Source organism: Psychrobacter pocilloporae, assembly GCF_029872915.1.
GTDB lineage: Bacteria > Pseudomonadota > Gammaproteobacteria > Pseudomonadales > Moraxellaceae > Psychrobacter > Psychrobacter pacificensis.
In genome coordinates this window covers 72263-98640 of record NZ_PGFT01000001.1, presented here as the reverse complement: position 1 = coordinate 98640, position 26378 = coordinate 72263, and the positions used below count along the sequence as shown (strand labels likewise).

Here is a 26378-nt window from a genome sequence, read left to right as displayed (position 1 = left end):
ATACGTTAGTATCAAGGGGCTTTTCTTTGCTTACGATATAGACTTATACTATTCAATTGATAAAAATTATTTTTAAAAGCTTTGAACTATAAAACATAGTTTTTTTTAAATCAAGGATGAAAAATGGATAGTTTTTTGGTTTCTTTAGTTGTAGGAATTAGTAGCAGCCTTTTTGCCACAGCTTTATTTATATTAGTTAGTGAGTTTTTTAGGAGAAAAGTTTTGCCTTGGTATGGCGACAAAATATATAGAGGAGTAAGAATTGATGGAGACTGGGAGGTATGCGAATTTAAGGGAGTAAATCTTAAAGACCTCAAAGATAGTGATGGTTTTATCAAGCTATCCCTTAAGCAAAGTGGTGATGTTGTTGAGGGTATATATTCTCATAAAGGAGGTGATGAAGAAATTGATCAGTATGTGCTTCAAGGTCGTATTAGGGATATGTACTTTCTTGCTACAGCAGTCCCAAAGTCTAATCGACATGTAGATGCTATTACATTACTTCTTTATATAACTAATAGTAAATCGCGACTAATTATGACTGGAGGGCTTACTCATAAAAGTACACCAGGTAAGGTTGACTGCACGTTAGGTGTTGAGTTTCAGTGGAAGAGAACCTAAAAATCCTATACTCTACAATACTTATCACATATTAATTTTATCTATTTTCTGTAATTGAATACATCGGCTGTATTGTATACATAATTTTCTCAATATTTATAAGTTTAGAGATTAATTTTCTACGTGAAAAATTCGAAGTGTTATGTATTTATCACAATTCTAATTCCTAAAACAACTCACCCATCTCAAACTTTTCTTCAAAATCAAATCCTAGCTGCTCATTTTTACGCAGCCGCATGAGCTCGATACGTAGTTTACGTCCTGCGATAAGCCTTAGCACCTCGCGTTGCTGCTCTGTCGTCATATCATGCCATCGTTGGCGCTCGGCTCGACTGCGCAGGCATCCAAAGCAATAGCCTTTTTTATTGCTTTGACAGACACCGATACAAGGGTTGTCAATGTCGAACAGCTCAAACTGTTGATTCATGGCGACTCCATTGCGATTACCGTCATTCCTTTGACTGGTACCGGACGATTATGACCATATTATTATGTCGCAAATATTGACTAATAGTGTGCCGTTTTATTGTTATTATTTTTGTGCATCGGGTGCTATGCTTAGCGTCACTGGTCTATATGAGACAATCATAACAAAATTAATAAGTGAGATGATACGTGAACCTGATTTATATCCATGGACTGGACAGCGATGCAAACTCGACTAAAGGGCTGCTGTTAGAAAAATATTGCCAGCAGTATCATCCTGATATCAATGTACTGCGTCCTGATTTGAATAAATCACCTGCGCAAGTGCGTGAGCAGTTATTGTCATTGGTAGAAGAACTAAGCAGTAGCAAAGACCAACAGACGGGATCGTCCAACACGGTATTGGTCGGTAGCTCATTGGGTGGGTATTTTTCTACCTTAATCAGTAATCAAATAGATTGTCCTGCATTGCTGCTAAATCCTAGCACGCAGCCTCACGTTACGCTACAGCGCTTTTCTGATAATTCAGCATCAAATCAAGATAGTAGTGATGAGTCATCGGATAATAAAGTCCTGCATACGACGGCAGGCGGTTGGCGTATTACGCCGTCAGATTTGCAATGGTTTGCAGATCATCGGATATCTCAAGTTATTTATCCCAATAAAGTTGCTGTACTGCTGAAACAAGGTGATGAGCTATTAAACGCTGAGTTGTCTCAGGCCTTTTATCAAAGTCAGGGCGCATCAGTAACCGTACAAGCAGGAGGAGACCATCGCTTTAGTGACTTTGGTGAGCAGCTACCGATGGTGATAGAGATGCTACGAGAGTTAGTAAGGTCTTAGATAGACGACATTATATGACGTGAACGATGGACTATTGACCTTAACGTCGCTGTTTTTGGTTATAATGGTTTTATAGAGTTAAACGCACATGAATAGTTAAGGATGCATTTGTGAGTCAATATAATGCGCAATCGTTAGAAGTTTTAGAAGGGCTGGAACCCGTACGTCGTCGCCCAGGTATGTATACCGATACTACGCGACCAAACCATTTGGCGCAAGAGGTCATTGATAACTCGGTGGATGAAGCGTTGGCGGGTTATGCCAAAACCATCAAAGTGCAGCTGCATAGTGATGGGTCGCTGTCTGTCGAAGATGATGGGCGCGGTATGCCAACCGATATTCACCCTGAGTTTGGTCAATCAGGGATTGAGTTGATTTTGACCCGTTTGCATGCGGGTGGTAAGTTCTCGACTTCTAATTATGAAGTATCGGGCGGTCTGCATGGTGTAGGTATCTCTGTCGTCAATGCGCTATCTACGCGCGTCGAAGTGACGGTATGGCGTGATAGCACCCAGTTTGATATGGCGTTCGAAAATGGCGCAGCCGTGACGCCGTTGACGGAATCAGTCAGCTCAAACAAACGCAAACGTGGTACCAGAGTGCACTTCTGGGCAGATGGTAGCTTTTTTGATACGCCCAAATTTAATGTTAAACAGCTCAAGCACAACTTGAAAGCCAAAGCGGTTTTGGCCGCGGGACTAACGATTGAGTTCACCGATGATATCAATGATGAAAAGGTCGTTTGGCAATTTACCGATGGGGTTGTCGAGTATCTAAGCGAGCAGCTAGACGGTCTTGAGACACTACCTGAAGCACCGTTTTATTATAATTATGATGCAAAAGCGGGCGAACGTGCGGGTGTGACCTTTGCCTTGTCTTGGCTGCCTGAGGGTGGTACACCGATTCAAGAAAGCTATGTCAACCTGATTCCGACAGCGCAGGGCGGTACCCACGTCAATGGACTGCGTACAGGTATCCTAGAAGCGTTGCGTGAGTTTTGTGATATTCATAATTTATTACCACGCAGTGTGAAGCTAACCGCAGAAGATGTGTGGGATGGGGTGAACTATATCTTATCCCTGAAGTTTTCTGAGCCGCAGTTTTCTGGTCAAACCAAAGAACGTCTCTCTAGCCGCGAAGCTGCAGCCGCTGTACAGACCTTGGCAAAAGATGCCTTTAGCTTGTGGCTAAATCAACATGCGGATATGGGCACGCAGATTGCTGAATTGGCGATTAATAAAGCAGGACGTCGCCTAAAGTCAGCCAAAAAAGTCGCTCGTAAGAAAATCACTCAGGGACCAGCGTTACCGGGAAAATTGGCGGATTGTCGCGGTGATTTGCGCGATGGCGCAGAGCTGTTCCTAGTAGAGGGTGACTCGGCAGGCGGTAGTGCTAAGCAAGCACGTGATCGTCACTATCAAGCGATATTGCCACTGCGGGGTAAGATTTTGAATACATGGGAAGTCTCTTCGGATACGGTACTATCAAGCCAAGAGATTCATGATATTGCTATTGCGATCGGTGTGGATCCTGCCTCTGATGATCTGTCCGAGCTGCGCTATGACAAGATATGTATCTTAGCAGATGCTGATTCTGATGGCCTGCACATTGCGACGCTGATCTGCGCGTTATTTGTGAAGCATTTCCCTGCGCTAGTGGATGCCGGTCATTTATTCGTTGCCATGCCGCCGTTATACCGTGTCGATGTGGGTAAAGAGGTGCATTACGCGCTAGATGAGCCAGAGCTTGCGCATATATTAGCCAAGGTACCGGGCAATAAAAAAGCGCAAATCACCCGCTTTAAAGGACTGGGTGAGATGAGTGCTGAGCAGCTACGTGAGACGACGATGAGCCGCGATACGCGCCGCTTGGTGCAGCTTGATATGGACGATATGGTACTGACCAATGGCATCATGGATATGCTACTCGCGAAAAAACGTGCCGCTGATCGCAAGTCATGGCTTGAGAATAAAGGTAACTTAGCCGATATTGCGTTATAGAGTTACAAAGTTTTTAAACGATTTTCACACAGGGATAAGCGTTAAGCGTTATCCCTTTTTTATGACTAAAATCTAGTCAAGCTATACAGATAAAGCAAAATATAAATAATAAGTTAGTCCGCTCAGGTTAATGCTATGATGGGGTATTCTCATTGTGTAGTGCTATTATGTCCTCAAACCCAAAAACCAGTCCCACTGCTAAACCTACTGCGAACAGACGCTCTAAAGTATTGCCTGAGCTTAATAAAAAAGATCTGGGCAACTTAATCCCTAAGCGCGGCGGTAAACTGACTCCTAAAATAGGTCGTATGCTGATGAAGTCGGCGGGCTGGAAGACCGTAGGCTCTATCCCTAATATCTCACAAGCGGTGGTCTTGGCTGTCCCTCATACCTCCAACATCGACGGGATATATGCGCTACCTTGCTTGTTTGCACTGGATCTCAAAATCAGTATTATGGGCAAGCATACGCTGTTCAAAATACCAGTGCTGGCGCAGCTCATGCGCTGGCTTGGTATCATACCTATTAATCGCGAAGCCAAAGGCTCAGTGCTACAAGCGAGTATCGATAAGTTTAAAAATAATAAGACTTTGTTTTTGGGTTTAGCGCCTGAAGGCACGCGCAAATATACTGACAGCTGGAAAACTGGGTTTTATTACTTGGCAGTAGGAGCCAATGTACCTATCTTACCAGTAGCGTTAGATTATAATACTAAAGAAGTGCGATTTTTGGAGATGGTTTACCCGACGGGTAATATCGAAGAGGATTTGCCAAAGATTTATGCCCAGTACGGCGGGGTAATGCCTTATCATCCTGAGCGGCTCTCACAGCCGCTACAAGATGTTAATCAAGCCTTCTTTAAAGGATAATCGTAGAGTATAGCAGGTTTAGAAATTAGGCTGTCCGTTCGAGGCGCTCACGCCGCCATCGACAGGCAAATTAACGCCCGTAATCATCGCCGCATCTTCGCTGGCTAAAAAGGTAATCGCGGCGGCGATATCTTCAGGAGTCACAAAGCGTCCTAGAGGGCAGCGTGCTAAAAATTTATCGACCTTTTCTTGATCTTCTCGCATGTCTTTGGTCATGTTGGTCTTAGTCGCGGTAGGGTTGACCGCATTGACGCGCACACCATCAGGGCCATGATCCATCGCTAACGTACGTGTCAAGTTGGTGACGCCTGCTTTGGCAGCGTTGTAAGCGGCCATGTTCCAATCACCGCCGATACCTGAGAGCGATGAGACATTGACGATATTGCCTTGTGTCTTGATGAGATGCGGCATTGCAGCCTGACAGACATAAAAAGTACCATTTAAATTGACATCAATAGCTGCGTGCCAATCCTCACTAGATAAGTCCGTTATTTTGCCTTCCATACCTTTGCCCGCATTATTGACGACGATATCGAGCTTTTCAAATCTCTCAATCACTCGTTTTACCATTTCTTGTACTTGGCTTTGTACACTAATATCACAGGTGATGGTCATGTAGTTGTCGGTATGAATCCATGTATGATCTTCTGGAAACTGTTTTGCGGTCTCCTCTAAAGTTTCAGAGGTTCGTCCCACTAGTACCACAGTCGCGCCTTCATTAGCGAAACGCAGAGCAGTGGCGCGTCCCATACCTGAGCCGGCTCCAGTGACAATGACGGTTTTTTCTTTGAAACGCTTCATAATGCTCAATCCTTGTTATTATATAGTGCTTATTAAAATTCGATAAACGTACCTGACATTGATACGTGAGCGCAGCTTATAACTATAAGATCCACGCACAAGCATTGCTGCTTTGATATCATCATAACAAGTCATTACGTTGAAAGCGACTGCGTCTGATAGTGCTTATGTAGCGTAATTTTACATTCGTAAAAATGTTGAAATGCTGATGATTATGTTTATAAATATGCCACCATTTTAATCAGCCAAAATGTCATTCATCACATATCATAAGATTATAAAGGGCTAGAATCTGTGTCTCATTCGTCTACTATAATATCCGATGGGGGCTACCTTGCTAGTGAGCTGGCCTGTTACTTACAGACAGCAGCGGTAGACATCGCTCTGGCTGGTATGCAGACTACTGAACAGCAATATGATGCTCGCTATAGCGCACGCTCGTATCATTACCAGCTCTCGTCGGGCAAGCTGCAACTGCTGGCACTGATATTATACTTGCCAATGAGTACAAGCTCAGCTGATATTGAGCGAGCACGTATGACTGCTGTAAAAGCTGCGCTGGCATGGCATAAATCTTCATTGTCTCAAAATGAACATATTGCACAGACTCATGATATTTTGGTTTTCGATATTCAGCTGACTGATAATGTAGTAGATGGTCATAAGAAAAATACTGATAGTCAGGACAGCAAGCAATTAAATCACTTGCAACATGCTTTTGGTGCTCGTTACTTTTTGGAGGACTTGGTTGTAGACATGAGTGAGGGCGGGCAGCAATTGCAAGTCTTCAGCTGGCATGACTGGCACTTAATACTGGTTGCGGTACAGACACCCTGTGAGTTATGGCGGTTTTTGAATTATCACTTAGAGCAACTACAATATTCGGCTATCAGCCATGTCCCAAGTTTTGTATCAGAAGAAGTGCTAGTCGCTGAATTTTTGCAAAGCGCCTCTTTATTCACACCTGCGATCACAGTAGACAATGCACTTATCAAGTACGACATTCAGGACAAACCTAATCCAGCGTTGGTGGCCATGGCGCTTGCATATAAGAATCAGAGCACGACTGCGCAGATGTACCAACAGCATATGCAGCAGGCAGCCACGCTATGGTCACAGCTCAGTACACAAATGATAGCAGCATATGCTGATAAGCAGACATCTAGTAATGACCAAGAATCATCAACTGAGCCGTTGGGGTTTCGTTGGCAGCAGCAACTATTAGATGAGTCTTTATTTTCGCGTCATGAGCTGATCCGTACGCTATATAGACATCCTAAGCAAAGTAAGACGCTGCAACAAGATGGATATATCGTACATCAGCATTCCTACGAAACCTTGGGGCGGCATTATGTACTGATATTCTATGGACAAAACGCTCAAGCAAAGAATAGCAAAAATGTTATTCAACCGAATCTAGCAAAAATTGCACAGGATGTTGCGACTCGATTGCCAATAGCAGAGCTGCATCATATCGTTGTACTCGGTATCGACTTTATTACTGAGGTAAATGAAACGTTCATCGATATTGATGTGTGGATTCAGTCAGTGGACGCGATGACGCAAAGAGAGCGACAGCTAACCAAGCAAATACAACAATTAAAGAGTAAAAAGTCGCTTCAAAATACGCAAAAGGCAAAGAAGCAAGCTGCTCAAAACTCTGAAAGTCATCCTCAATCTGACAAGTTGCCTCAAGTACGTCTAAGCCTTTCTATACCAGCGCGAAAGAAATAATGAGCACGTAACATATTTTGAAAATCGAGCTGAGTATTCTGCTAGAAGCTGCTGTAAGTCTAACTTATACTGACACTCACAAAAAAAGACAGCCTAGGCTGTCTTTTTCTTATCTAAGAGTAGGTAATTACTGATACTTATTTATTGATATCATCGTTAAGATCATTACCAGGAAGGATTTGATTACTGTTATAGATATCATTGGTATCAGTATCTACGCGAGGAGTGTCAATCACATCAGTGCGCAAATCAGTAGTTGACGTGCTAGCAGCTGAAGGTGTGTTGTCACGAACTGAATCAGCAACTTTTTCTTGCGTTGATGAGCTTGGCTGCAGCGTGGATTTTGCTTTTGCTTCGTCGCGCTCACGATCCATTCTATCTTGCATTTTACGTAGGAAACGTGCGGCTGCTTCTTGACCACCAAGACCAAATGATAGGGCAAAGGCGACGGCGACGGCACCTAGCGTTAGACCAAATGCTAGATTCACGATTGAATCTGCAATACCCATTGCTTTTAGACCCATAGCAAGTACAAGGCCCATAATCAATACACGCACAATGTTTGCTAAGAATTGTGAACCTTGTTCAGAACGCTCAACAACACCTGCAATAATATTGGCAAGCCAAAATCCGATGAACAGGATAATCGCACCTAAGATGATGTTAGCGCCAAATGCGATAAACATCGTAATAATTGCTGAGATAGGCTCGAAACCTAGTAAATCAGCAGCTGCGATAGCAGCAAATAGCATAGCAAAGAAGATAATCGCATAAGCAACTAAGTCAGAGATTCTCTTGTCACCCATAGTCTCTTGCAAGCCAACTTTGGCAGGCATTTGATTGATTTGAGTGTTTTCAAGCAATCCTTTGACGATATTTGCAACCATACGTACAACATAAAAAGTCACAAATAAGATAGCCACTGCCATGAAGATGTTAGGCAATGCTTCCATGATTTTATTCAACATATTGGTCGCAGGGCGAGCAATAACGTCGATTTTTAATGCGTTCAAAGCAGCAATAATCGTTGGGATAATAACCACTAAAAATGCTAGCGAACCGGCAATATTAGGTAGGCTGTTTTGTTCACTTAAGCCAGCTTTCGTCGCTAACTCTTGAACATTAAAAGTAGAAACAAGATTGGTCACAATGCCGCGTACGACTTTGGCAATGATATAACCAACAACAAAGACCACACCAGCGATTAGGATGTTAGGGATAAAGCTGAAGATTTTGTCGACCATATTAGTCAATGGTGCAAACAAACCATCAAGCTCTAGCTGACCGAGTACCATGGTCAAAACAACCAATAAGATGAACCAGTAAACCATATCAGCGATGGTGCTGCTCATTGGTTTTACGCCTGCTTGTGCGCTTAGACGCTCGTCCATTGTCGTTTTAGAAAGCGCCGCATTGATTGCAGTGCGTGCGACAGTGGCGATAACCCAACCAATTACACCAAGCGCGATCGCACCGACGAGGTTAGGGATAAATGCCAATACTTGATTAACCATATTTGCAAATGGCGCCGAGATTGAGTTTAAATTTAGTTGGTTAAGCGCCCCTGAAATAGCAATGATAAAAATAAACCAAAAAACAATCTTGGAGATAATTCCCTCAAGATCGTAAGTTTTACCGGTTGAAGAGTTCATACGTTGATTAAGATTGACTTTAGATAGGACACCGCGCACAAGTGCTGCGATACCAAGTGCGACCAGCCAACCAATGATAAATATCAAGATAGCGCCAATGATAGAACCGATAGGCCCACCAAGATAACCGTTAAAAGATGTATACATTGGGTTCATCTTATCCTCCTTGAATCATTCTATAGGTAACACTCAAAAGTATTGTTATTACAATCACTGTTGAATGAGACAAATATACAGATAGTTTATTATAAATAGTGTCTTTAAATTGAGTTATGGGAAGATATTATCATTTTCGAATAAAAGTAATTATCAAAAGTATCAGGCTGGTTTTTAGTTATCGCTTTGCTACTGACAATCATATATCAATGATAAATACCAACATTCGATTACTTATCTCCTTACCTAATTTAGCTTAGCCTATGTATTGATGGATTTAAAGATAGAAAGCTTTACCTGCCACTATATTTGTGTGATAACTTGTTATTATAATAGGAAATATTAACACAGACTGTACATTCGCCCGATAATTTCATGTAAAGCGTGGTTCCCAAAACTAAGATTTGTTATTATAGAGCAATGTGACATCTCGCCACTATTCTTACAATCAGAGAGTAATCTATCAGAGAGTAATCTATGAAAAAAATCACTACTTTAAGCATTAGTGCCCTTGCTAGTGCTATGTTGTTAATGACAGGCTGTAGCACCAATAACGGCAGTCAAGAAACAGCTGCTCAAAGCGTTTCTATCACAGAGCAAAGCTCAGCAAGTGAAAAAGTGGGCTATAGCTTAGGATTCATGATGGCAGAAGGCAATAAAGAAGCTGTCAAAGATTTGAACCTGGATACTTTTGAAAAAGGTTTCCGTGATGGTTACGAAGGCAATGATTCAGCATTGACCCAAGAGCAAATGCAAGAAGTATTGATGACGTATCAAAAAGAGCAAGAAGAGCAGTTCGCAAAAAACATGCAAACCAAAGCAACAGAAAATAAAACTGCTGGCACAGCATTCTTAGCAGAAAATGCGAAAAAAGAAGGCGTGAAGCAAACGGATTCTGGCCTGCAATATAAAGTATTGAAAGAAGGTACAGGTAAATCGCCAAAAGCAACTGACGTGGTGGAAGTGAACTACGAAGGTAAATTGATCGATGGTACCGTATTTGACAGCTCATATGAGCGTGGTGAGCCAATTGAGTTCCCACTAAACCAAGTAATCGCTGGCTGGACGGAAGGTCTACAGTTGATGAAAGAGGGCGGCAAGTACGAGTTCTATATCCCATCAGACATCGCCTATGGCGAAGCGGGTAACGCTGGTATCGAGCCAAATAGCACGCTTATCTTTACGGTTGAGCTATTAAAAGTAAAGTAATGCGCGGCTGAAGCATTCATCTATAAAAAAAGCCTTCATAATGATTATGAAGGCTTTTTTATGCGCAGAGGTTTTATATCAGTTTGTCTATAAATTATAGGTTTTTTTGAAAGACTTTAGAGTTGCGACCATTGTGGTACTTCTCCAGACGTGCTGCTGGTAAGGCACTTGCCTCAACTTCCGCAAAGCCTTGCTCAACGAACCAATGGGCGGTACGCGTGGTCAGTACAAACAGTTTATGTAGACCATGGCTGCGCGCTTGCTGCTCTAAAAACGCGAGCAAATCAGCACCGCGGCTACCATTGCGATATTCAGGACGTACGGCAACACAAGCGACTTCTGCGGACTCTGCGTCTAGCGTATGCAAGGCTGCACAACCCAAAATCATACCATCACGTTCGATGACGCTATAGTTGTCGATTTCTTGCTCTAAGCGTTCACGTGAGCGGCTGACTAAGATACCTTGCTCTTCTAGAGGGGATAACAGCTCGATAAGGCCAACGACGTCATCGATATTGGCACGGCGAATTTCTTCGTAAGGATCATGGCTAATTAGCGTACCAGAACCGTCACGAGTGAATAATTCTTCTAATAATGCACCGTTTTTGGCATAGGAGATGATATGCGTGCGATGGACACCTTGACGGCAAGCCAAGCTTGCGCAGTTCAAGAAATAATTGATTTCACAGTTCAAATCACGGTCACGTAAGAAGCGATCCACTTCGTTAGGAATCATCTCATGTAGCAAACGATCACCATCATTGATACCTGCTTCTTCGCCCAAAAATATCAGCTTATCAGCACCCAGCTCTACTGCGGCGCTAAGTGCAACGTCTTCAGCGAGCAAATTAAATACTTCACCCGTCGCAGAATAGCCCATAGAGCCCAAAATCACGATATGGTCATGCAGTAGGTTGTTTTTGATGGCTTCAACGTCAATAGAGCGCACTTCACCCGTCATTTGATAATCAATGCCTTCACGAATGCCATAAGGGCGCGCCGTGACAAAATTGCCTGAGATGGCGTCAATACGTGAGCCGTACATCGGCGAATTGGCCAGTCCCATCGACAGCTGTGCTTCGATCTGTAAGCGAATTGCGCCAACCGCTTGCAGGATAGCGGGCATTGCAGCACGCGGCGTGATACGAATGTCTTGATGCAGCGGAGATTCAATATTGTCGTCTTTTAGGTTTTTTTCGATCTGCGGTCGCGCCCCGTGTACCAGTACCAGCTTGATACCCAAACTATGGAGCAAGGCAAAGTCATGAATCAGCGTGCTGAAGTTAGGATGATTGACCGCTTCACCGCCAAACATAATCACGAAAGTCTTACCGCGATGCGTATTAATGTATGGGGCAGAGTTACGGAACCAATGGACGTATTCAGGGTTAATCTGTGGCATGGAACTAGTAGTCATAATGGGAGCAGTAGTCGTTAGAATAAGAAAAAGGGCGTAGCAAAAAAATGCCTAACGCTAAAGATTTACCATAGCAAAAAACGCGGTTATGAGCTATCTTTTATTTCAGCTGTGTTGAGGTCTTTTTATTGCTCATCGGTGATATACACAACCTCAACACGGGGTTAATGTACCCACAAATGCTTTTTGCTATGCTAAGCGCTATTGCTTTACTGTCAATGAACGAAGATAATCAATAAAAATAATGAATCTGATTCTTTTAATTATTGACTATGTGTTAAGACAACTCAGTTTTTGCCATCTGTGCTTTACCGATATATCAATCAGGGATAATGAGAACTATGAAAAAAAGTAACCAATTTGCTAGCCCATTTAGTGCTTGGAGCGGTCATCGCTTATTTCACGTTGTTGCCGGTACGCTCATCGGTGCGATGGTAGTCACGCAGGCATCTGCCATGCTGCCAACACCAGAGCAAGCAGTTGATAGCTCAACGGCAGTTCAAGCCAATACAAATGCGAGCAGCAACTCAAGTGCCCAAGCGGTTAATAGTAAAATTACCGCGTCACTGGTCAGTGTTGATGCCAATGGTCAAGAAGTACTCGTCCCTGTCGATACCAATACTCGTTTGCAATCAGGTAACGTATTGGAGTATCAAGGCTACTTTACCAACACCAATGCCGATCGCGTCCGTAAGATGACGGTCACCATGAGTATCCCAGATCAAGTAGAATTGCTTGGTACAGTGGCACCTGAGTTCCCATATGGTAGTGTTGATGGCAACAACTTCGCCCGTATGCCACTACGTACCAAGGTAGACAATCAACTACAAGATGTGGCACTAAAATACTATAAAGCGGTTCGTTGGGATCTTGAAGGTGTCGGTTTGAACGACACCGTTGCAGTGAAATATCGCGCGCGCGTTAAATAACGCTGAGACCTTTATAGTAAAAGTTCGTCAGATAATGATGTTTATTATTGATAAAGCACCACCGTTTATAACGGTGGTGCTTTTTTATGCATTGGATTTAATGTCGCTTAACTCTTGTGATGAGTACGCAATAAAGTTAATTAAAGCGTCGCATATTTGCTAGTAGATTTCTCTCGAATCAGCTGTTTGATGGCGTTGATTTGTGGCGTCGTGGCTTGTGCACCTGCTTCTATCAGCGTACGACGCTGCCTGGTAACTATTGAGCTATTACGACCGACATTAGGCGTAATGACAATGTCCGCGCGATCTCGTTCGCGGCTTATTGATGGGGAGCGATTGGTAGAGGATACGATATTGGTTTCAAGAAAGCCCCAAAAGTCGCTTAATGAGCTGATGGTTATTGCTCTATCATCAATAGGGCCATTGACTTGAGCGGCAGTCACATCAACAGCAATAACAATATCAGCGCCCAAGTCGCGTGCGCTGTCAACGGGTACGAGGCTGACCACGCCACCGTCAATATATTTTTTGCCGACTTTTTCTGGAATACGCGGGGCAATAAAAATATTGGGCACGCTACAGGATGCTTGGACAGCAAGCCCTGCATTACCTGTGGTAAAGACGGCTTTTTTTAGGGTGTTTTTTTCTGCTGCAACGGCGGCAAAGGTAATTGGAAAGTCTTCTATGACTTGTCCGCGAACTTTTTCATTCACAAAGTTTTTGAGTTTGATGCCTTCGACAAAGCCTTGATTGGACAACGTAAAATCTGTCAGCTCGCCATCAGTGGTGGTCAGTGCCAACTGCTCAAGCTGTGCAGGCGTGTATCCACTGGCATACAGGCTACCGATTAAACTGCCGACACTCGTGCCGACGATCAGGGTAGGTTTGATGCCACTCTCTTCCAATGCCTTTATCACACCCACGTGGGCAAACCCTTTGGCACCGCCGCCACCCAAGACCAATGCGACGCTAGGTAACTTCACGATAGGCGCTGGCGTTTTAGGTGTTTGAGCAGTGGGTGTTAGGGTACTGCAAGCACTGACGCATAACCCAACTATGGCAAGCATGCTAAGACGTAATATACTTAAACCTTGATGAGACGGTCGATATAGAGCAGAGTCTGACATAAAAAACACCTTATAAAATGACCGTAGTTTATAAAAACCATGATGCAGAAAAACCATGTTGTAGAAAATAAGACAGCTACTATTTATATATAGTCAATCAATATTAAAAGTGGTACAAGGCAGACGAGTGCAAGTACTACAGTAGTAGGCTAAACGAGTCTAACGCTGTAACACTTTAATAGTGGTTCGACTATAATAGATGTAAACAAGTTGTCTTAAAGGGTTTTGCAGTCATGACGGAATAGCTTAGCATAAGTCATTGACTGTTCAGCTATAATGAGATGAATCGATGTTTATATTTTGCTGCTTTTACGGGTCATTTTATGACAATCTTTCTTAGGTGAGTTATATTTAAAACAGCCGATGACATAGATAAAAATAATAAATAACCTTGTTAGGATCTTTGATGCCAGTATCGATGAATGTTTCTTCAGCCAATTCAGCAGACCATATAAGGCCTGACTTGCCACTCTCGGCGTTAGATATGCCAGTGACAGCGTTGGCAGGTGTTGGGACAAAGGTAGCTGAGCAATTGGCACAATTGAATATCAAGCGGATATTTGATTTGCTACTGCATTTGCCGCGTGATTATGAAGATCGCAGTCGACTGGTATCAATCGCAGAAGTGGCGCACGGACAGTCGGCTATGATGACCGGACGTGTGGTCCATGTCGATACTAAACGTAGCGGCATGACCGTAACTGTGGATGATGATACGGGCACCATAGCTTTGCGGTTTTTTAAAGTCTATCGCGGCCTTGCGCAGACCATGAATGTGGGGACGCGATTACAGCTGTTTGGTGAAGTCAAAGTCAGTCGTTACGGCAAACAAATACACCATCCTGAATATCAAGTTATCACAGATAATATAGCTACGACTGATACGGGTCTACAGCCCATTTATCCTAGTGTGAAAGGCTTGCACCAAAATAAGCTGCGCACTTTGATCAAACTGGCCCTGCAAACAGTTCGTAGTCAGGGTCTACCGATGACGTTGTTTACGACGGAGGATTTTGCCGTCGTGGCTGACTTACCATTAGTACCTTTTGAGCCAGCCAAATCTGTACTGCTAGAGACAGAGTTTCCAGAAGATATTTTTTCGACATTGGCGCGAAGTGTGCCTGATCATGTGATTGGCAATAGTGTGAATAGGCCTACTGCGTCCGTTTACAACGTCAATAATGATAGCCATAGCGCAGCTGTTCGCATCGCTCATAGCAATGTTTATAACTTAACGATATTTGAAGCGCTAGTACTGCTACATACACCGCCCACCTACACCAACGCAAGCCAGCAATATAAGCTGTTGACCCAACTGACGGCGCGTACTCACGCTGCCTGTCAGCGCTTGATTATCGAAGAGTTGACCGCCCATCAGCTCAGCCTGTTGTACCGTCGTCAGCAGCTGCATCAGCATAAAGCACCCAAATGTACAACCCACAGTCCGCTAGCTGATAAGCTGTTTGGTGCATTGCCGTTTGATCTGACAGGTGCTCAAAAACGAGTGATGAAAGACATCACGACTGATATGGCAACCTCTATCCCAATGCTACGACTGGTACAAGGTGATGTGGGCGCTGGCAAGACTTTGGTTGCAGCAGGAGCGGCGGGTTATGCGCTTGATAGTGGTTGGCAGGTAGCAGTCATGGCACCGACTGAGATTTTAGCAGAACAGCACCTCGTGAACTTTAAGCAATGGTTTGAGCCGCTAGGTATCGGTGTTGGTTGGCTTGCGGGTAAGCAAACTGCCAAACAGCGCCGTGAGGCCTTAGAAGCGGTGAGTGAGAACACGGTACAAATTGTCGTTGGTACGCATGCCTTGTTTCAAGAGCAAGTACAGTTTGCCAAGCTAGGGCTCGTGATCATTGATGAGCAGCATCGATTTGGTGTTGAGCAGCGTATGGCATTGACCAATAAAGGCGTGGCCAATAGCACACCGCATCAGCTAATCATGACCGCTACCCCGATTCCGCGAACGCTTGCCATGAGCGTTTATGGCGATATGGACACCTCCATTATTGATGAGTTGCCGCCAGGGCGTACCCCCATTACCACGGTGACCATCGATCGCAATCGCCGCGATGAGGTGATCGAACGTATTGCCGTGAATTGCGAGGCAGGCAGGCAAGCTTATTGGGTGTGCTCCTTAGTAGAAGCATCTAGCGTGCTCGATGCACAAGCAGCTGAAGCCACGTATGAAGATTTAAATGAGCGCTTAGACATTCGCATTGGCTTAGTACACGGCAAAATGAAGTCTGCGGATAAACAAGCCATCATGCAGGCGTTCAAGGCGGGTGATTTGGATTTGTTAATTGCCACAACCGTGATTGAGGTGGGGGTTGATGTGCCCAATGCATCGCTCATGGTGATCGAAAATGCGGAGCGTCTAGGGCTTTCACAATTGCATCAGCTTCGCGGGCGCGTTGGGCGCGGCTCAACCAAGAGCTTTTGTGTGTTGTTATACCAAAAACCATTATCAGAAACAGGCACGGAGCGTTTGAACGTGCTACGTGATAGCACTGATGGTTTTGTTATCGCTCAAAAAGACTTAGAGCTGCGCGGACCGGGTGAACTGCTCGGTAAACGCCAGACAGGCAATGTTGGCTATTATTTGGCCGATCTTATCCGTGATGAGCAGTTATTTGCGATTGCGCAGCGTTTGGCCAAGCACTTGATTGCAGACCCTACCAGAAAAGCGGATGTCAGCCAATTGATTCATCGCTGGATGCCAGAGGCGAGTCGTTATACCAATGCCTAGTTCATACATCAGTGAGGTAATCAGTTATGTGGTTAGTGCTGGCTTTCGTCATGACACTGAATGATATAAGATCATCCTGATACTGAGAGTAAAAAAGAGCAAAAAAAGAGGACAGCCATTGCCATCCTCTTCTATTTATTACAGCCAATTGCTACACCGTTTAAGCTATTTCATTTTTTTTGCTTTTTTCAATGCTTTCTTAAGCGCTTTGAGGTCTTTATTTTTTTGCTTAATCTTTGCTTTGGTGTCTTTAATTTCTTGTTTGAGCTTTTTCACCTCTGATTTATTAGCCATGATGGTTTCCTTTATTAATAGATTTAGAACCATAATGACAAATCCCCTCATAAATACAAGCCGAAACTGTAGGGCGTCTGTATCGCTGGGTTTTATGACTAATGATTTTGAGAGGCGTTGTCTTATGTCATGCCATTCATCATCACGGTATGTTTGGTCATGAGTATTGACGATCTAAATGTGAAATAGCATGCTGTGAAGCGTTTAAGCCTAGAATTAATAGCGTCATATACCTACATCATCTGCTTTTATTTAACACTCGTATCATCGTTTTTAGTGATAATATCTTGATGAAGTTCAATATCTTAATAGTATCTTATGCTGGGTCGGCGGCTGACTATGCGGATACTTAACAGGATTGACCCCATTGAGCGTTAGTCTACAATATTAAAAGCGACTATCAACAAGATCTGCCTGCCCCACTTTGTTTCCTTTATACCTTTTACGGCGCTAGCGAGTACTGTGCTTATTTATAGAGACCGACTATGAGTGACTTTAAAGACCCTGATAATAAGCAAGAACCGACTAGCGGACAGCAACCCAATGTTGAGACACCTCAACACGCTGAGCTACCACCGTATCGTCAATCTGATGCCTTATCTAAAAACTCTCCTGCAAAAATGCCACTATGGTTGTTGCCAGCATTGGTTGCGGTGCTGGTGATTGGATTTGTGCTAGGTAAGTATTGGGGCGGTAGTGCAGACGAGTTACGAGAGGAGCCAGTCGCCTCTAGTGGTGTGGCAGGTGGCAATGAAGCTGATAGCACTGCGAGTACGGGGCAGTCTGTTTTGTCAGTAGAAACCGTCAGCCCAAGCCAAGATGATATCGGTCGCACACTTAGCGCTGATGGCACCATCAACGCCAAAGATATCGCTAGTGTCAGTGCAAAAGTCAGTGGTGTGGCCATCGAGCGTGTATTGGTCGAAGAGGGCGACCGCGTGAGAGCGGGGCAAGTGCTCGCCATGTTTGATACCGATGCGATGGAGCAGCAAGTGCTGCAAGCTGAGGCCGATGTGGCAGAGGCAGAAGCCACACTTGCCAACGCCAGCGCCGATGCGGCCCGCGTATTGCCACTCATCGATATTGACGCCATTAGTAAACAAGAAGCCGATCGCTACCGTACTTCTGAGGTACGTGCCCGCGCAGCGTTGCAAGCATCCAAAGCCCGTTTAAGCAATCAGCGTTTGACCCTTGATAATGCCACAGTAGTTGCCCCTGTCAGCGGTATTATCAGTGACAAAATGATCGAGGTTGGGCAGGTTGCAGGTGGTGAGCCATTATTTACGATTATCAAAGACGGTATATTGGAATGGCGAGCAGAGTTAGATCCCAAGCTTGTCGGCGATATCAATATTGGTACACCTGTACGAGTTGCTCTACCCGGTGATGATAGTGTGATGGGACAGGTGAACCGTATCGCACCGACAGCGGATAACAATCGCCAAATCACCATCTATGCTAGCCTAGCGGCCAACGCAAAAGTACGCGCTGGCATGTATCAAACGGGTGAGTTTTTATTGGGTAGCAGCAACACCCAAACCGTTCCTAACAGTGCGGTGGTCAGCAATGATGGCTATGACTATGTGATGATGGTCACACAAATTCGCACCAACCACGCAGCGCAAAAAACAGGCCGTATCAAGCAGCAGCGTGTGAGTTTGGGTGAGCGTCTCGGCGATAGTGTGGCGGTCACAGAGCCATTGCCGAGCGACAGTCAAATCGTCAAGCAAGGCGGTAGTTTTTTAAACGATGGCGATTTGGTGCGCATCGTCGATGGTCTGAATCAATCCAATAATAACGCTGATACAGCTTCGCAGGCGCGCTCATGAGCCTAAATGTATCTGCTTATTCGATTAGAAATCCGTTGGTCGCTATTTTGCTGTTTGTACTGCTGACGTTGGGCGGTATCTATGGCTTTATGCAAATGAAGGTGCAGCAGTTCCCTGACATTGATTTGCCTGCCGTGGTAGTGACCGTCACCCTGCCTGGCGCGGCACCTACCCAGCTCGAAAACGACATTGCCAAAAAAGTCGAAAATAAGCTGACCAGTATCGAAGGTGTCAAGCATATTCGCACCACCCTACAAACCGGCGCTGCCACCATGGTCACTGAGTTTGTCCTAGAAAAAGACATCCAAGAAGCGGTCGATGATGTGCGCTCAGCCGTCGGTGAGGTGCGAGGGGATCTGCCAGCCGCGGCCAATGATCCGATTATTACTAAGGTCTCAACCGCAGGGTTTCCGGTGGTGACGTATTCTGTCGCCGCAGAAAACATGAATGTGGCAGATCTGTCTTGGTTCGTTGATGATACGGTCACTAAGCGGTTATCTGATATCCCTGGTGTCAGTACCGTTAGCCGTATCGGTGGCCTGCAGCGTGAGATCACCGTGGCAGCGGACCCGATTGCGCTCAGTGGTTTAAAGTTTCCTATCTCTCAGCTATCGCAGCAAATCGCTGGGATTCAGCAGGACAGCTCAGGTGGTGAAGCCGAGGTCGGTAAAACCACGCAAACCATTCGCGTGCTTGGGGCGGTCGAGCGCGCAAGCGAATTAAACGACCTACAAGTGGCCGTGCCGACAGGTGGCACGCAAGCGCTTGGACGTATGGCGCAAATCACCGATGGTGCTGCTGACCCAAGTTCGATTGCTAAGCTCGATGGGCAGACGGTGGTGGCGTTTAACATCACCCGCTCGCGCGGTGCCAGTGAGGTCGAGGTCATGGAGCGCGTCGATGCCGAGCTTGCCAAACTGGCGGCCGATACGGGTAATATCAGCATCGGAAAAGTCTATGATCGAGCCACCCCTATTGCCGAGGATTATCAAGCATCACTGCGTATGCTGATAGAAGGTGGACTATTGGCCGTCGTGGTGGTGTTTTTATTTTTGCGCAATATCCGTGCGACCATTGTCGCAGCTGTGGCGTTGCCATTGTCCGTTATTCCTACCTTTTTGGGTATGTATCTGTTTGGCTTTAGTCTCAATATTATTTCTTTATTGGCATTGTCATTGGTGATTGGGGTGTTGGTCGATGATGCCATCGTAGAGGTCGAAAATATCATTCGTCATCTGCGTATGGGCAAGACACCTTATGAGGCGGCGATGGAAGCGGCTGATGAGATTGGTCTGGCAGTCGTTGCTACTACCTTTACCTTGATTGCTGTGTTTTTGCCGACGGCCTTTATGGGCGGTATTGTTGGGCAGTTCTTCCGTCAGTTTGGCTGGACAGCGGCTTTATCGATATTTGCGTCCTTGATGGTAGCGCGACTGATCACGCCGATGATGGCAGCTTACGTACTGCGGCCAGAAAAAAATCGCGTGGAAAAACAAAGCGCGCTGATGGATTGGTATCTTAAGATTGTTTCATGGACCTTACGACAACGCTGGATCACCATCGGCGCAACTTTGGTGCTGTTTGTCGCTTCATTGATGCTGGTGAAGTTGCTACCGACCTCCTTTATTCCTGACAATGATATCGATCAGACGCGTGTTGAGATTGAGCTGACGCCAGATGTGGCGCTCGAAGATACCGAGCGCGTGGCAGCGATGGCCAGTGAGCGTATCTTGGCCATGCCCGAAGTGACCAATATCTTTACCTCGGTAGGGGAGGCGCAAGCTGCTATGGAGCCCAGCTCTGGCGGCAAAGCCGAAAATATCGCAGGGCTAGATATCGTCCTTGCGCCACGAGCAGAGCGTATCTCTAAGCAAGAGATTGAGCGTAAAATCAGTCATCTGCTCGCGGAGGTACCTGGCGCACGCTTTACCGTTGGTCTATCGAGCGGCGGCGAGACGGGCTATAACTTTTCTTTGACCAGTACCAATCCAGAGGTGCTAGAGCAGACCGCCCAGCAGATTATGACTGAAATCCGAGCGCTGCCTAGCGCCGGCGCAGTGACCAGTGACCGTAGCCTGCCGAGGCAAGAGCTTACGGTCATGCCTGACAGACTGGCAATGGCAGATAAAGGCGTCACCACGCAAGATATCGCCACCACGCTACGAGTGGCGACGGTCGGCGACTATGAGCAGCGCTTATCTAAGCTTAATCTCGATACTCGGCAGATTCCTATTGTGGTGCGACTGCCTGATGTCGCCAAACAAAACGTCAGCCAATTAGAAGGCCTATACGTGCCAAGCGCGCTGCCTGCAGGACAAGGGGTACGCGTGGGCGAGGTGGCCGATCTAAACTTTGGGACAGGCCCGGCCCAGATCAACCGGCTCGATCGTGAGCGCGCCATTAGTATTACTGTGCAGCCTTCTGATGGCGAGCTTGGCGACTTGGTGCAGGCGGTCAAGTCGGTACCAGCGATGCAGACGCTGCCGCCATCGATTACCATCATTGATCAAGGTCAAGCCGAAAATATGGCGGAGCTGTTTAGTGGGTTTATCATTGCGATGTCGGTGGGTGTGGTCTGTATCTTAGGCGTTCTTATTTTATTATTTGGCCGTTTATTGCAGCCATTTACCATTTTGATGGCACTGCCGTTATCGATAGGCGGCGCGTTTGTGGGTTTGGTCATTACCAATAGTAGTCTGTCGATGCCCTCGATGATTGGTTTTATTATGCTCATGGGTATCGCAACCAAAAACTCAATCCTACTCGTCGATTACGCGTTGATTGCTCAGCGCCGCGGGCTCGCGCGTTTTGAGGCCATTATGGATGCCTGTCGCAAGCGTGCGCGGCCTATCATCATGACCACCATTGCGATGGGTGCAGGCATGTTACCCCTGGTCTTTGGTTGGGGTGATGCTGATCCTACGTTTAGGCGACCGATGGCGGCCGCCGTATTGGGCGGTCTGGTCACCTCAACGCTCCTCAGTCTGGTAGTCATCCCAGTGGTTTATACGTTGATGGACGATGTGTCAGGATGGTTTGCCAAATGGCTGGTGCCACATGGGAAGAAGAGAAGCCCACATATTTAACATACTGCAATACACAGTCATCATGATGATCATGCACCCCATACGTGACTACCGCGTATGGGGTTTTTTGATACTTCTCACAACCAAACTATCATAGAACCCATATGCCTTTTTACCTATCGTTTAATTGTCTGATATATCAATACGTTATAGTAACGCCATTATCAAACCGTATTCTATGATTTGTCATTAGGAGGCACTCATGAAGCTAACCGCCATCATTTTCAGTATGGTCGCCGCCTTATCACTAACCAGTTGTGCAACGCGGCAGGCAGCCAGTACCGACTGGACCCCATATCTCAAATCCATGCAAAAAGGCTGTGATTATCCTAACCCGACAACCAGCAGCTTGCCCATAACGTATCAGCAGTCCATTATTGATACCGATACACGTATCAAACCTTACAATTCGTCTGATGAGGAGCAACTGGAGCATTTGGACGAAACCATCACCACTTACATGCTAAATAACGCGACCGCCTTTGGTAAACAGCTCTCAAAAATTGAATATCTCAGCGGTTTTGAATGGTCGCATTTGAAGCTGTATTTTGCCAATAACCCACAGTCGCTACGCAGTGAATTCACGCTGCCTGTTGATAAACATGATATTAACACCGTAACCAAAAACGACAGTAGTGGCTATCAAGTGACGGGCGAGGGCTACAAGCATTTAACCTTTGATAAAAAAGATAACAGCCTTACCTGTGGGTTTGGGGTGTAGCGAAGAGCAAGGTTTTTAGTGACCGATATATTTGAGCGTTTTCATACGTAAAGACTTAAGCCTCAAGATAGCAGTGCTGTTATCTTGGGGTTTCTTATATATAGAGATGTACTTTATTCAAAAAAAACAAGCAGGTCATTTTCTTAAAATGAATAAAATTCATCTTATAACAAGTTTATATCGTTTTTATTCATGTTAAAGGTTTGGTTTAATATACTCATACAGACATTTAGTGTTATCTCAATTTGTAGGGTAGGAATCACCATGACTAAGCCTTTTGCATGCTCAATCAAGCACATTCGTTTTGATGAAAACTATCAGCCTGCCAGCAGCACGCGCATGACGACCAATTTTGCCAATCTGGCGCGCGGCGAGCAGCGTGAAGACAATCTGCGTAAAGCGTTGACCATGATTAATAACCGCTTTAACGCGCTGGCACATTGGGACAACCCCAATGCCGATCGTTATTCGGTCGAAGTCGACATTGTGTCTGCCAACATGGATATCGAGGGCAATGGCGATGCGTTCCCTGTGATTGAGATGCTACAAACCACCATCGTGGACCATAAAGAAAACAAGCGCATCGATGGCATGATTGGCAACAGTTTCTCATCTTACGTGCGCGATTATGATTTTAGCGTGGTGCTACTGGAGCATTTTAATAAGCATCCAAATACCAAAGCGCCTGACGACTTTGGCGACTTACACGGCAAATTGTTTCAATATTTATTGAACTCAGAGGCCTACAAAGCCCACTTTAACAAACAGCCTGTGATTTGCTTGAGTGTCTCAACCAGCAAGACCTATTATCGTACTGCCAATCAGCATCCAGTATTGGGCGTAGAATACAAGCAAGATGAGTACTCATTGACCGATGATTATTTTCATAAGATGGGCCTAGTCGTACGTTACTTTAAGCCTGAGGGCAGCGCTGCACCATTAGCGTTTTATTTTGCGGGTGATTTGACCAGCGACTATACCGATCTTGAGCTGATCAGCGCAATCAGCACGATGGAGACGTTCCAAAAGATTTATCGTCCTGAGATTTATAACGCCAATTCAACGGCAGGTCAGGTCTATCAGCCAAGCCTAAAATACCAAGACTATTCGCTCACGCAGATTGTCTATGACCGTGAAGAGCGTAGCCAAATGGCGGTCAAACAAGGCAAATTTACCGAAACGCATTTTATCAAGCCTTACCAAGATATTCTTGAAGCATGGGCAGCCAATTACGCTGTAAACAAGAACGTCGCTTAAAAAATCCAAATATAAAAGCGCACGCTATAACACCTAAAATAGAGAAGACAATACGACATGACTTTATTATTACCAACATCGACCGCTGGCAGCTTGCCAAAACCCTCTTGGTTGGCAGAACCTGAAAAAATTTGGTCGCCGTGGCAACTTGACGGTGAAGAATTGCTTCAGGCAAAACAGGATGCGCTGCTAGTATCGCTACAAGAGCAAGTGCAAGCAGGCGTCGATATCGTCAGTGACGGTGAGCAGACCCGTCAGCATTTTGTGACTACATTTATTGAGCACTTAGACGGCGTCGATTTTGAAAACCGTAAAACCGTTAAAATTCGTGATCGCTATGATGCCAGCGTACCGTCAGTGGTTGGTGCCGTGAGCCGCCAAAAACCTGTGTTTGTAGAAGATGCCAAGTTTTTACGTAAGCATACTGACAAGCCGATCAAATGGGCGCTGCCAGGGCCGATGACCATGATTGATACCTTGTACGATGGTCACTACAAAAGCCGTGAAAAACTGGCATGGGAGTTTGCGACGATTCTTAATCAGGAAGCCAAAGAATTGGAAGCGGCTGGTGTGGATATTATCCAATTCGATGAACCTGCATTTAATGTATTCTTCGATGATGTCAACGACTGGGGTATCGCTACGTTAGAGCGTGCTATAGAAGGACTTCAATGTGAGACAGCAGTACATATCTGCTACGGTTACGGCATCAAAGCCAATAACGACTGGAAAAAAACGCTGGGCTCAGAGTGGCGTCAGTATGAGCAAGCGTTTCCTAAACTGCAGCAGTCAAAGATCGATATCGTATCTTTGGAATGTCAAAATTCGCGCGTACCGATGGATTTGATAGAGCTCATCCGCGGTAAAAAAGTGATGGTTGGTGCAATCGATGTCGCCACTAATGATATTGAAACTCCTGAGGAGGTAGCCGATACGCTACGCAAGGCCTTACAATTTGTCGATGCGGACAAGCTGTATCCCTCGACCAACTGCGGTATGGCGCCGTTGTCTCGTGAGGTGGCACGCGGCAAGCTACATGCGCTGAGCGCTGGTGCGGCAATCGTGCGGCAAGAGCTGAGCGTTTAGCAAAACTTAACAAGTTCTGGCTTGTTTAAGCTTATGAGTGGCCTCAGTTAACAAGGTACTTATAGATTTAACGTTTCTCAGGATTGTAGTAATGATAAAAGATATGATTGAAGCCACTGATTTTAGAGATGCCATGGCGCTATTGCCCACGGCGGTCAATTTGATCACCACCAATGGTCCGTCAGGCACTCATGGGTTTACTGCCTCGGCGGTATGTAGCGTCACTGATACACCGCCGACACTGCTGGTGTGTATGAATCAAGCCGCGCGCTCGCATAGGCATTTTGTGGATAATAAAGTCTTGAGCGTCAATGTGCTTGGTGCCCAGCATGAACACTTATCCAATGCTTTTGCTTCTAAACTAAGCTCAGATGAGCGTTTCGAGCAAGGGGTTTGGACTGAGCTTGTGACAGGCGCGCCTATCCTGAAAGATGCGCTAGTGAGCTTTGATTGTGAGATTGAGCACATTCAAGAAGTGGGTACGCATAGTGTGCTGATGTGCCGAGTGGTCGCTATCAAACCTCCAGAATCCCCAAGCGGGCAAGATGAGAGTTTAGTGTATTTTAACCGTGCTTATCATTACGTCGGTCAAGTTGAGCTTGTATAAGTCATAACTGGCATTAATATAGAGCACTTGCTCAGAAAATAAATCTATATAAGAAGACACTATCCCGTGGAACTACTCATTTTTTTAATCATAGGTGCACTAGCAGGTTTTGCGGCCGGGCTTTTCGGCGTGGGCGGTGGCACCATTATCGTACCGCTGTTATTTATCGTCTTTACCCAAATGGGCTACGATGCCGATACCATTATGCATCTGGCTTTGGGAACGTCGCTTGCGACCATCATCGTCACCTCGATCAGCTCCTTGATGGCGCATAATAAAAAGGGCGGCGTCATGTGGCCGGTCTTTAAAAATCTAGCACCTGGTTTGGCGCTAGGGTGTTTTTTGGGAGCAGGGATAGCAGGGCAAATATCAGGGTTATATCTGCAGCTGATTGTCGGGGTGTTTTTACTGTGGGTCGCTTATAGAATGTTTACCGCTGGTAAAAGACGTACACATATGAGTGATGCGAGTCATACGCCTGTGGTATTACCGTCTAAACCCAAGCAACTTGCGGCAGGTGGTATTATTGGTGTGGCTTCGGCCATTTTTGGTATTGGCGGTGGCAGCTTAACGGTGCCGTATCTCACCCGTTATAATGTGGTCATGCAAAAGGCGGTAGGCACGTCGGCGGCGTGTGGTTTGCCTATTGCCATTGCTGGTGCGCTCGGCTTTATGTTCTTTGGTATGCAGCAGCAAGTTGATGTACCCAATACCATTGGCTTTGTGCATATTTATGCCTTTTTGGGCATTGCGAGTATGAGCTTTTTTACCGCTAAAGTTGGGGCAAAAGTTGCTCATATGCTCTCACCACCCCTGTTAAAGAAGTGCTTTTCGGTATTGTTATTCGTAGTGGGACTTTATTTTCTGTATAAAGGGTTATTTTGAAGATTTGGATTGGTGTGTTTGAAATATGAAGACTAAGAACGATATGATATTGCTTAATATTGAAAATCACG

The 26378-nt window shown here is 45.4% G+C and carries 21 protein-coding genes; 15 read left to right on the top strand and 6 right to left on the bottom strand.

Translation table 11 applies throughout. The features are described 5' to 3' along the window. Positions 1-123: 123 nt before the first annotated feature. Complete coding sequence (locus tag CUR83_RS00450; protein WP_186474997.1) at positions 124-621, top strand: hypothetical protein; 498 nt, start codon at positions 124-126, stop codon at positions 619-621. A 166-nt stretch (positions 622-787) separates the two neighbouring features. Here the strand turns inward: CUR83_RS00450 and CUR83_RS00445 are convergent, their stop codons facing one another. Further along, complete coding sequence (locus tag CUR83_RS00445) at positions 788-1048, bottom strand: DUF1289 domain-containing protein (protein WP_071002718.1); 261 nt, start codon at positions 1046-1048, stop codon at positions 788-790. Positions 1049-1236: 188 nt separating this feature from the next. Here CUR83_RS00445 and CUR83_RS00440 point away from each other — a divergent pair, with 188 nt between their 5' ends. The 3 genes from CUR83_RS00440 to CUR83_RS00430 all read left to right on the top strand — a co-directional run bounded on the left by CUR83_RS00440 (position 1237) and on the right by CUR83_RS00430 (position 4759). Further along, the gene (locus CUR83_RS00440; protein WP_186474996.1) at positions 1237-1890 is read left to right on the top strand and encodes a YqiA/YcfP family alpha/beta fold hydrolase; all 654 of its coding nucleotides are present in this window, start codon (positions 1237-1239) and stop codon (positions 1888-1890) included. 110 nt (positions 1891-2000) lie between these two features. Continuing rightward, positions 2001-3890 (top strand): DNA topoisomerase IV subunit B, encoded by a 1890-nt coding sequence (gene parE / locus CUR83_RS00435; RefSeq protein WP_186474995.1) that lies wholly within the window; start codon positions 2001-2003, stop codon positions 3888-3890. A gap of 167 nt (positions 3891-4057) precedes the next feature. Beyond that, on the top strand, positions 4058-4759 hold the full coding sequence (locus CUR83_RS00430; RefSeq protein WP_093070053.1) for a lysophospholipid acyltransferase family protein: 702 nt from the start codon (positions 4058-4060) through the stop codon (positions 4757-4759). An 18-nt stretch (positions 4760-4777) separates the two neighbouring features. Here the strand turns inward: CUR83_RS00430 and budC are convergent, their stop codons facing one another. After that, positions 4778-5560, bottom strand: coding sequence for a meso-2,3-butanediol dehydrogenase (gene budC, locus CUR83_RS00425; protein WP_093070056.1), 783 nt, complete (start codon positions 5558-5560; stop codon positions 4778-4780). A 294-nt stretch (positions 5561-5854) separates the two neighbouring features. On the opposite strand from budC, the gene CUR83_RS00420 reads away from it, so the two are divergent. Continuing rightward, positions 5855-7294 carry a hypothetical protein gene (locus CUR83_RS00420; RefSeq protein ID WP_212564080.1) on the top strand — a complete coding sequence of 480 codons (1440 nt, stop codon included), beginning with the start codon at positions 5855-5857 and terminating at the stop codon, positions 7292-7294. A 137-nt stretch (positions 7295-7431) separates the two neighbouring features. Here the strand turns inward: CUR83_RS00420 and CUR83_RS00415 are convergent, their stop codons facing one another. Beyond that, a complete protein-coding gene (locus CUR83_RS00415; RefSeq protein WP_093070061.1) occupies positions 7432-9102 on the bottom strand; it encodes a mechanosensitive ion channel in 1671 nt (556 codons plus the stop codon). A 477-nt stretch (positions 9103-9579) separates the two neighbouring features. Between CUR83_RS00415 and bamJ the strand changes: the two genes are divergently transcribed. Next, complete coding sequence (bamJ, locus tag CUR83_RS00410; protein WP_284718852.1) at positions 9580-10311, top strand: BamJ family beta-barrel-assembly machinery protein; 732 nt, start codon at positions 9580-9582, stop codon at positions 10309-10311. A gap of 94 nt (positions 10312-10405) precedes the next feature. Here bamJ and argA read toward each other — a convergent pair whose 3' ends face one another. Continuing rightward, positions 10406-11728, bottom strand: coding sequence for an amino-acid N-acetyltransferase (argA, locus tag CUR83_RS00405; protein ID WP_071002725.1), 1323 nt, complete (start codon positions 11726-11728; stop codon positions 10406-10408). 341 nt (positions 11729-12069) lie between these two features. Between argA and CUR83_RS00400 the strand changes: the two genes are divergently transcribed. Then, positions 12070-12657 (top strand): hypothetical protein, encoded by a 588-nt coding sequence (locus CUR83_RS00400; protein WP_284718851.1) that lies wholly within the window; start codon positions 12070-12072, stop codon positions 12655-12657. A gap of 140 nt (positions 12658-12797) precedes the next feature. Here CUR83_RS00400 and CUR83_RS00395 read toward each other — a convergent pair whose 3' ends face one another. Beyond that, a complete protein-coding gene (locus CUR83_RS00395; RefSeq protein WP_284718850.1) occupies positions 12798-13784 on the bottom strand; it encodes a patatin-like phospholipase family protein in 987 nt (328 codons plus the stop codon). Positions 13785-14190: 406 nt separating this feature from the next. On the opposite strand from CUR83_RS00395, the gene recG reads away from it, so the two are divergent. Next, a complete protein-coding gene (recG, locus tag CUR83_RS00390) occupies positions 14191-16542 on the top strand; it encodes an ATP-dependent DNA helicase RecG (RefSeq protein ID WP_284718849.1) in 2352 nt (783 codons plus the stop codon). Between the two features lie 165 nt (positions 16543-16707). Here recG and CUR83_RS00385 read toward each other — a convergent pair whose 3' ends face one another. Further along, positions 16708-16836 (bottom strand): hypothetical protein, encoded by a 129-nt coding sequence (locus tag CUR83_RS00385; RefSeq protein WP_256714007.1) that lies wholly within the window; start codon positions 16834-16836, stop codon positions 16708-16710. A gap of 485 nt (positions 16837-17321) precedes the next feature. Between CUR83_RS00385 and CUR83_RS00380 the strand changes: the two genes are divergently transcribed. The 7 genes from CUR83_RS00380 to CUR83_RS00350 all read left to right on the top strand — a co-directional run bounded on the left by CUR83_RS00380 (position 17322) and on the right by CUR83_RS00350 (position 26307). Next, positions 17322-18665 carry an efflux RND transporter periplasmic adaptor subunit gene (locus tag CUR83_RS00380; RefSeq protein ID WP_284718848.1) on the top strand — a complete coding sequence of 448 codons (1344 nt, stop codon included), beginning with the start codon at positions 17322-17324 and terminating at the stop codon, positions 18663-18665. Next, positions 18662-21751: an efflux RND transporter permease subunit gene (locus CUR83_RS00375; protein WP_284718847.1), complete on the top strand. Its 3090-nt coding sequence runs from the start codon at positions 18662-18664 to the stop codon at positions 21749-21751. The genes CUR83_RS00380 and CUR83_RS00375 overlap by 4 nt, the downstream gene beginning before the upstream one ends. A gap of 202 nt (positions 21752-21953) precedes the next feature. Beyond that, positions 21954-22472: a hypothetical protein gene (locus CUR83_RS00370; RefSeq protein ID WP_284718846.1), complete on the top strand. Its 519-nt coding sequence runs from the start codon at positions 21954-21956 to the stop codon at positions 22470-22472. 264 nt (positions 22473-22736) lie between these two features. Beyond that, positions 22737-23729, top strand: coding sequence for a DUF1852 domain-containing protein (locus CUR83_RS00365; RefSeq protein ID WP_071002731.1), 993 nt, complete (start codon positions 22737-22739; stop codon positions 23727-23729). 57 nt (positions 23730-23786) lie between these two features. Then, the gene (locus CUR83_RS00360; protein WP_212564082.1) at positions 23787-24815 is read left to right on the top strand and encodes a methionine synthase; all 1029 of its coding nucleotides are present in this window, start codon (positions 23787-23789) and stop codon (positions 24813-24815) included. 103 nt (positions 24816-24918) lie between these two features. Beyond that, positions 24919-25422: a flavin reductase gene (locus CUR83_RS00355; protein ID WP_201587532.1), complete on the top strand. Its 504-nt coding sequence runs from the start codon at positions 24919-24921 to the stop codon at positions 25420-25422. Positions 25423-25488: 66 nt separating this feature from the next. After that, positions 25489-26307: a sulfite exporter TauE/SafE family protein gene (locus tag CUR83_RS00350; RefSeq protein WP_071002733.1), complete on the top strand. Its 819-nt coding sequence runs from the start codon at positions 25489-25491 to the stop codon at positions 26305-26307. Positions 26308-26378: the final 71 nt, after the last annotated feature.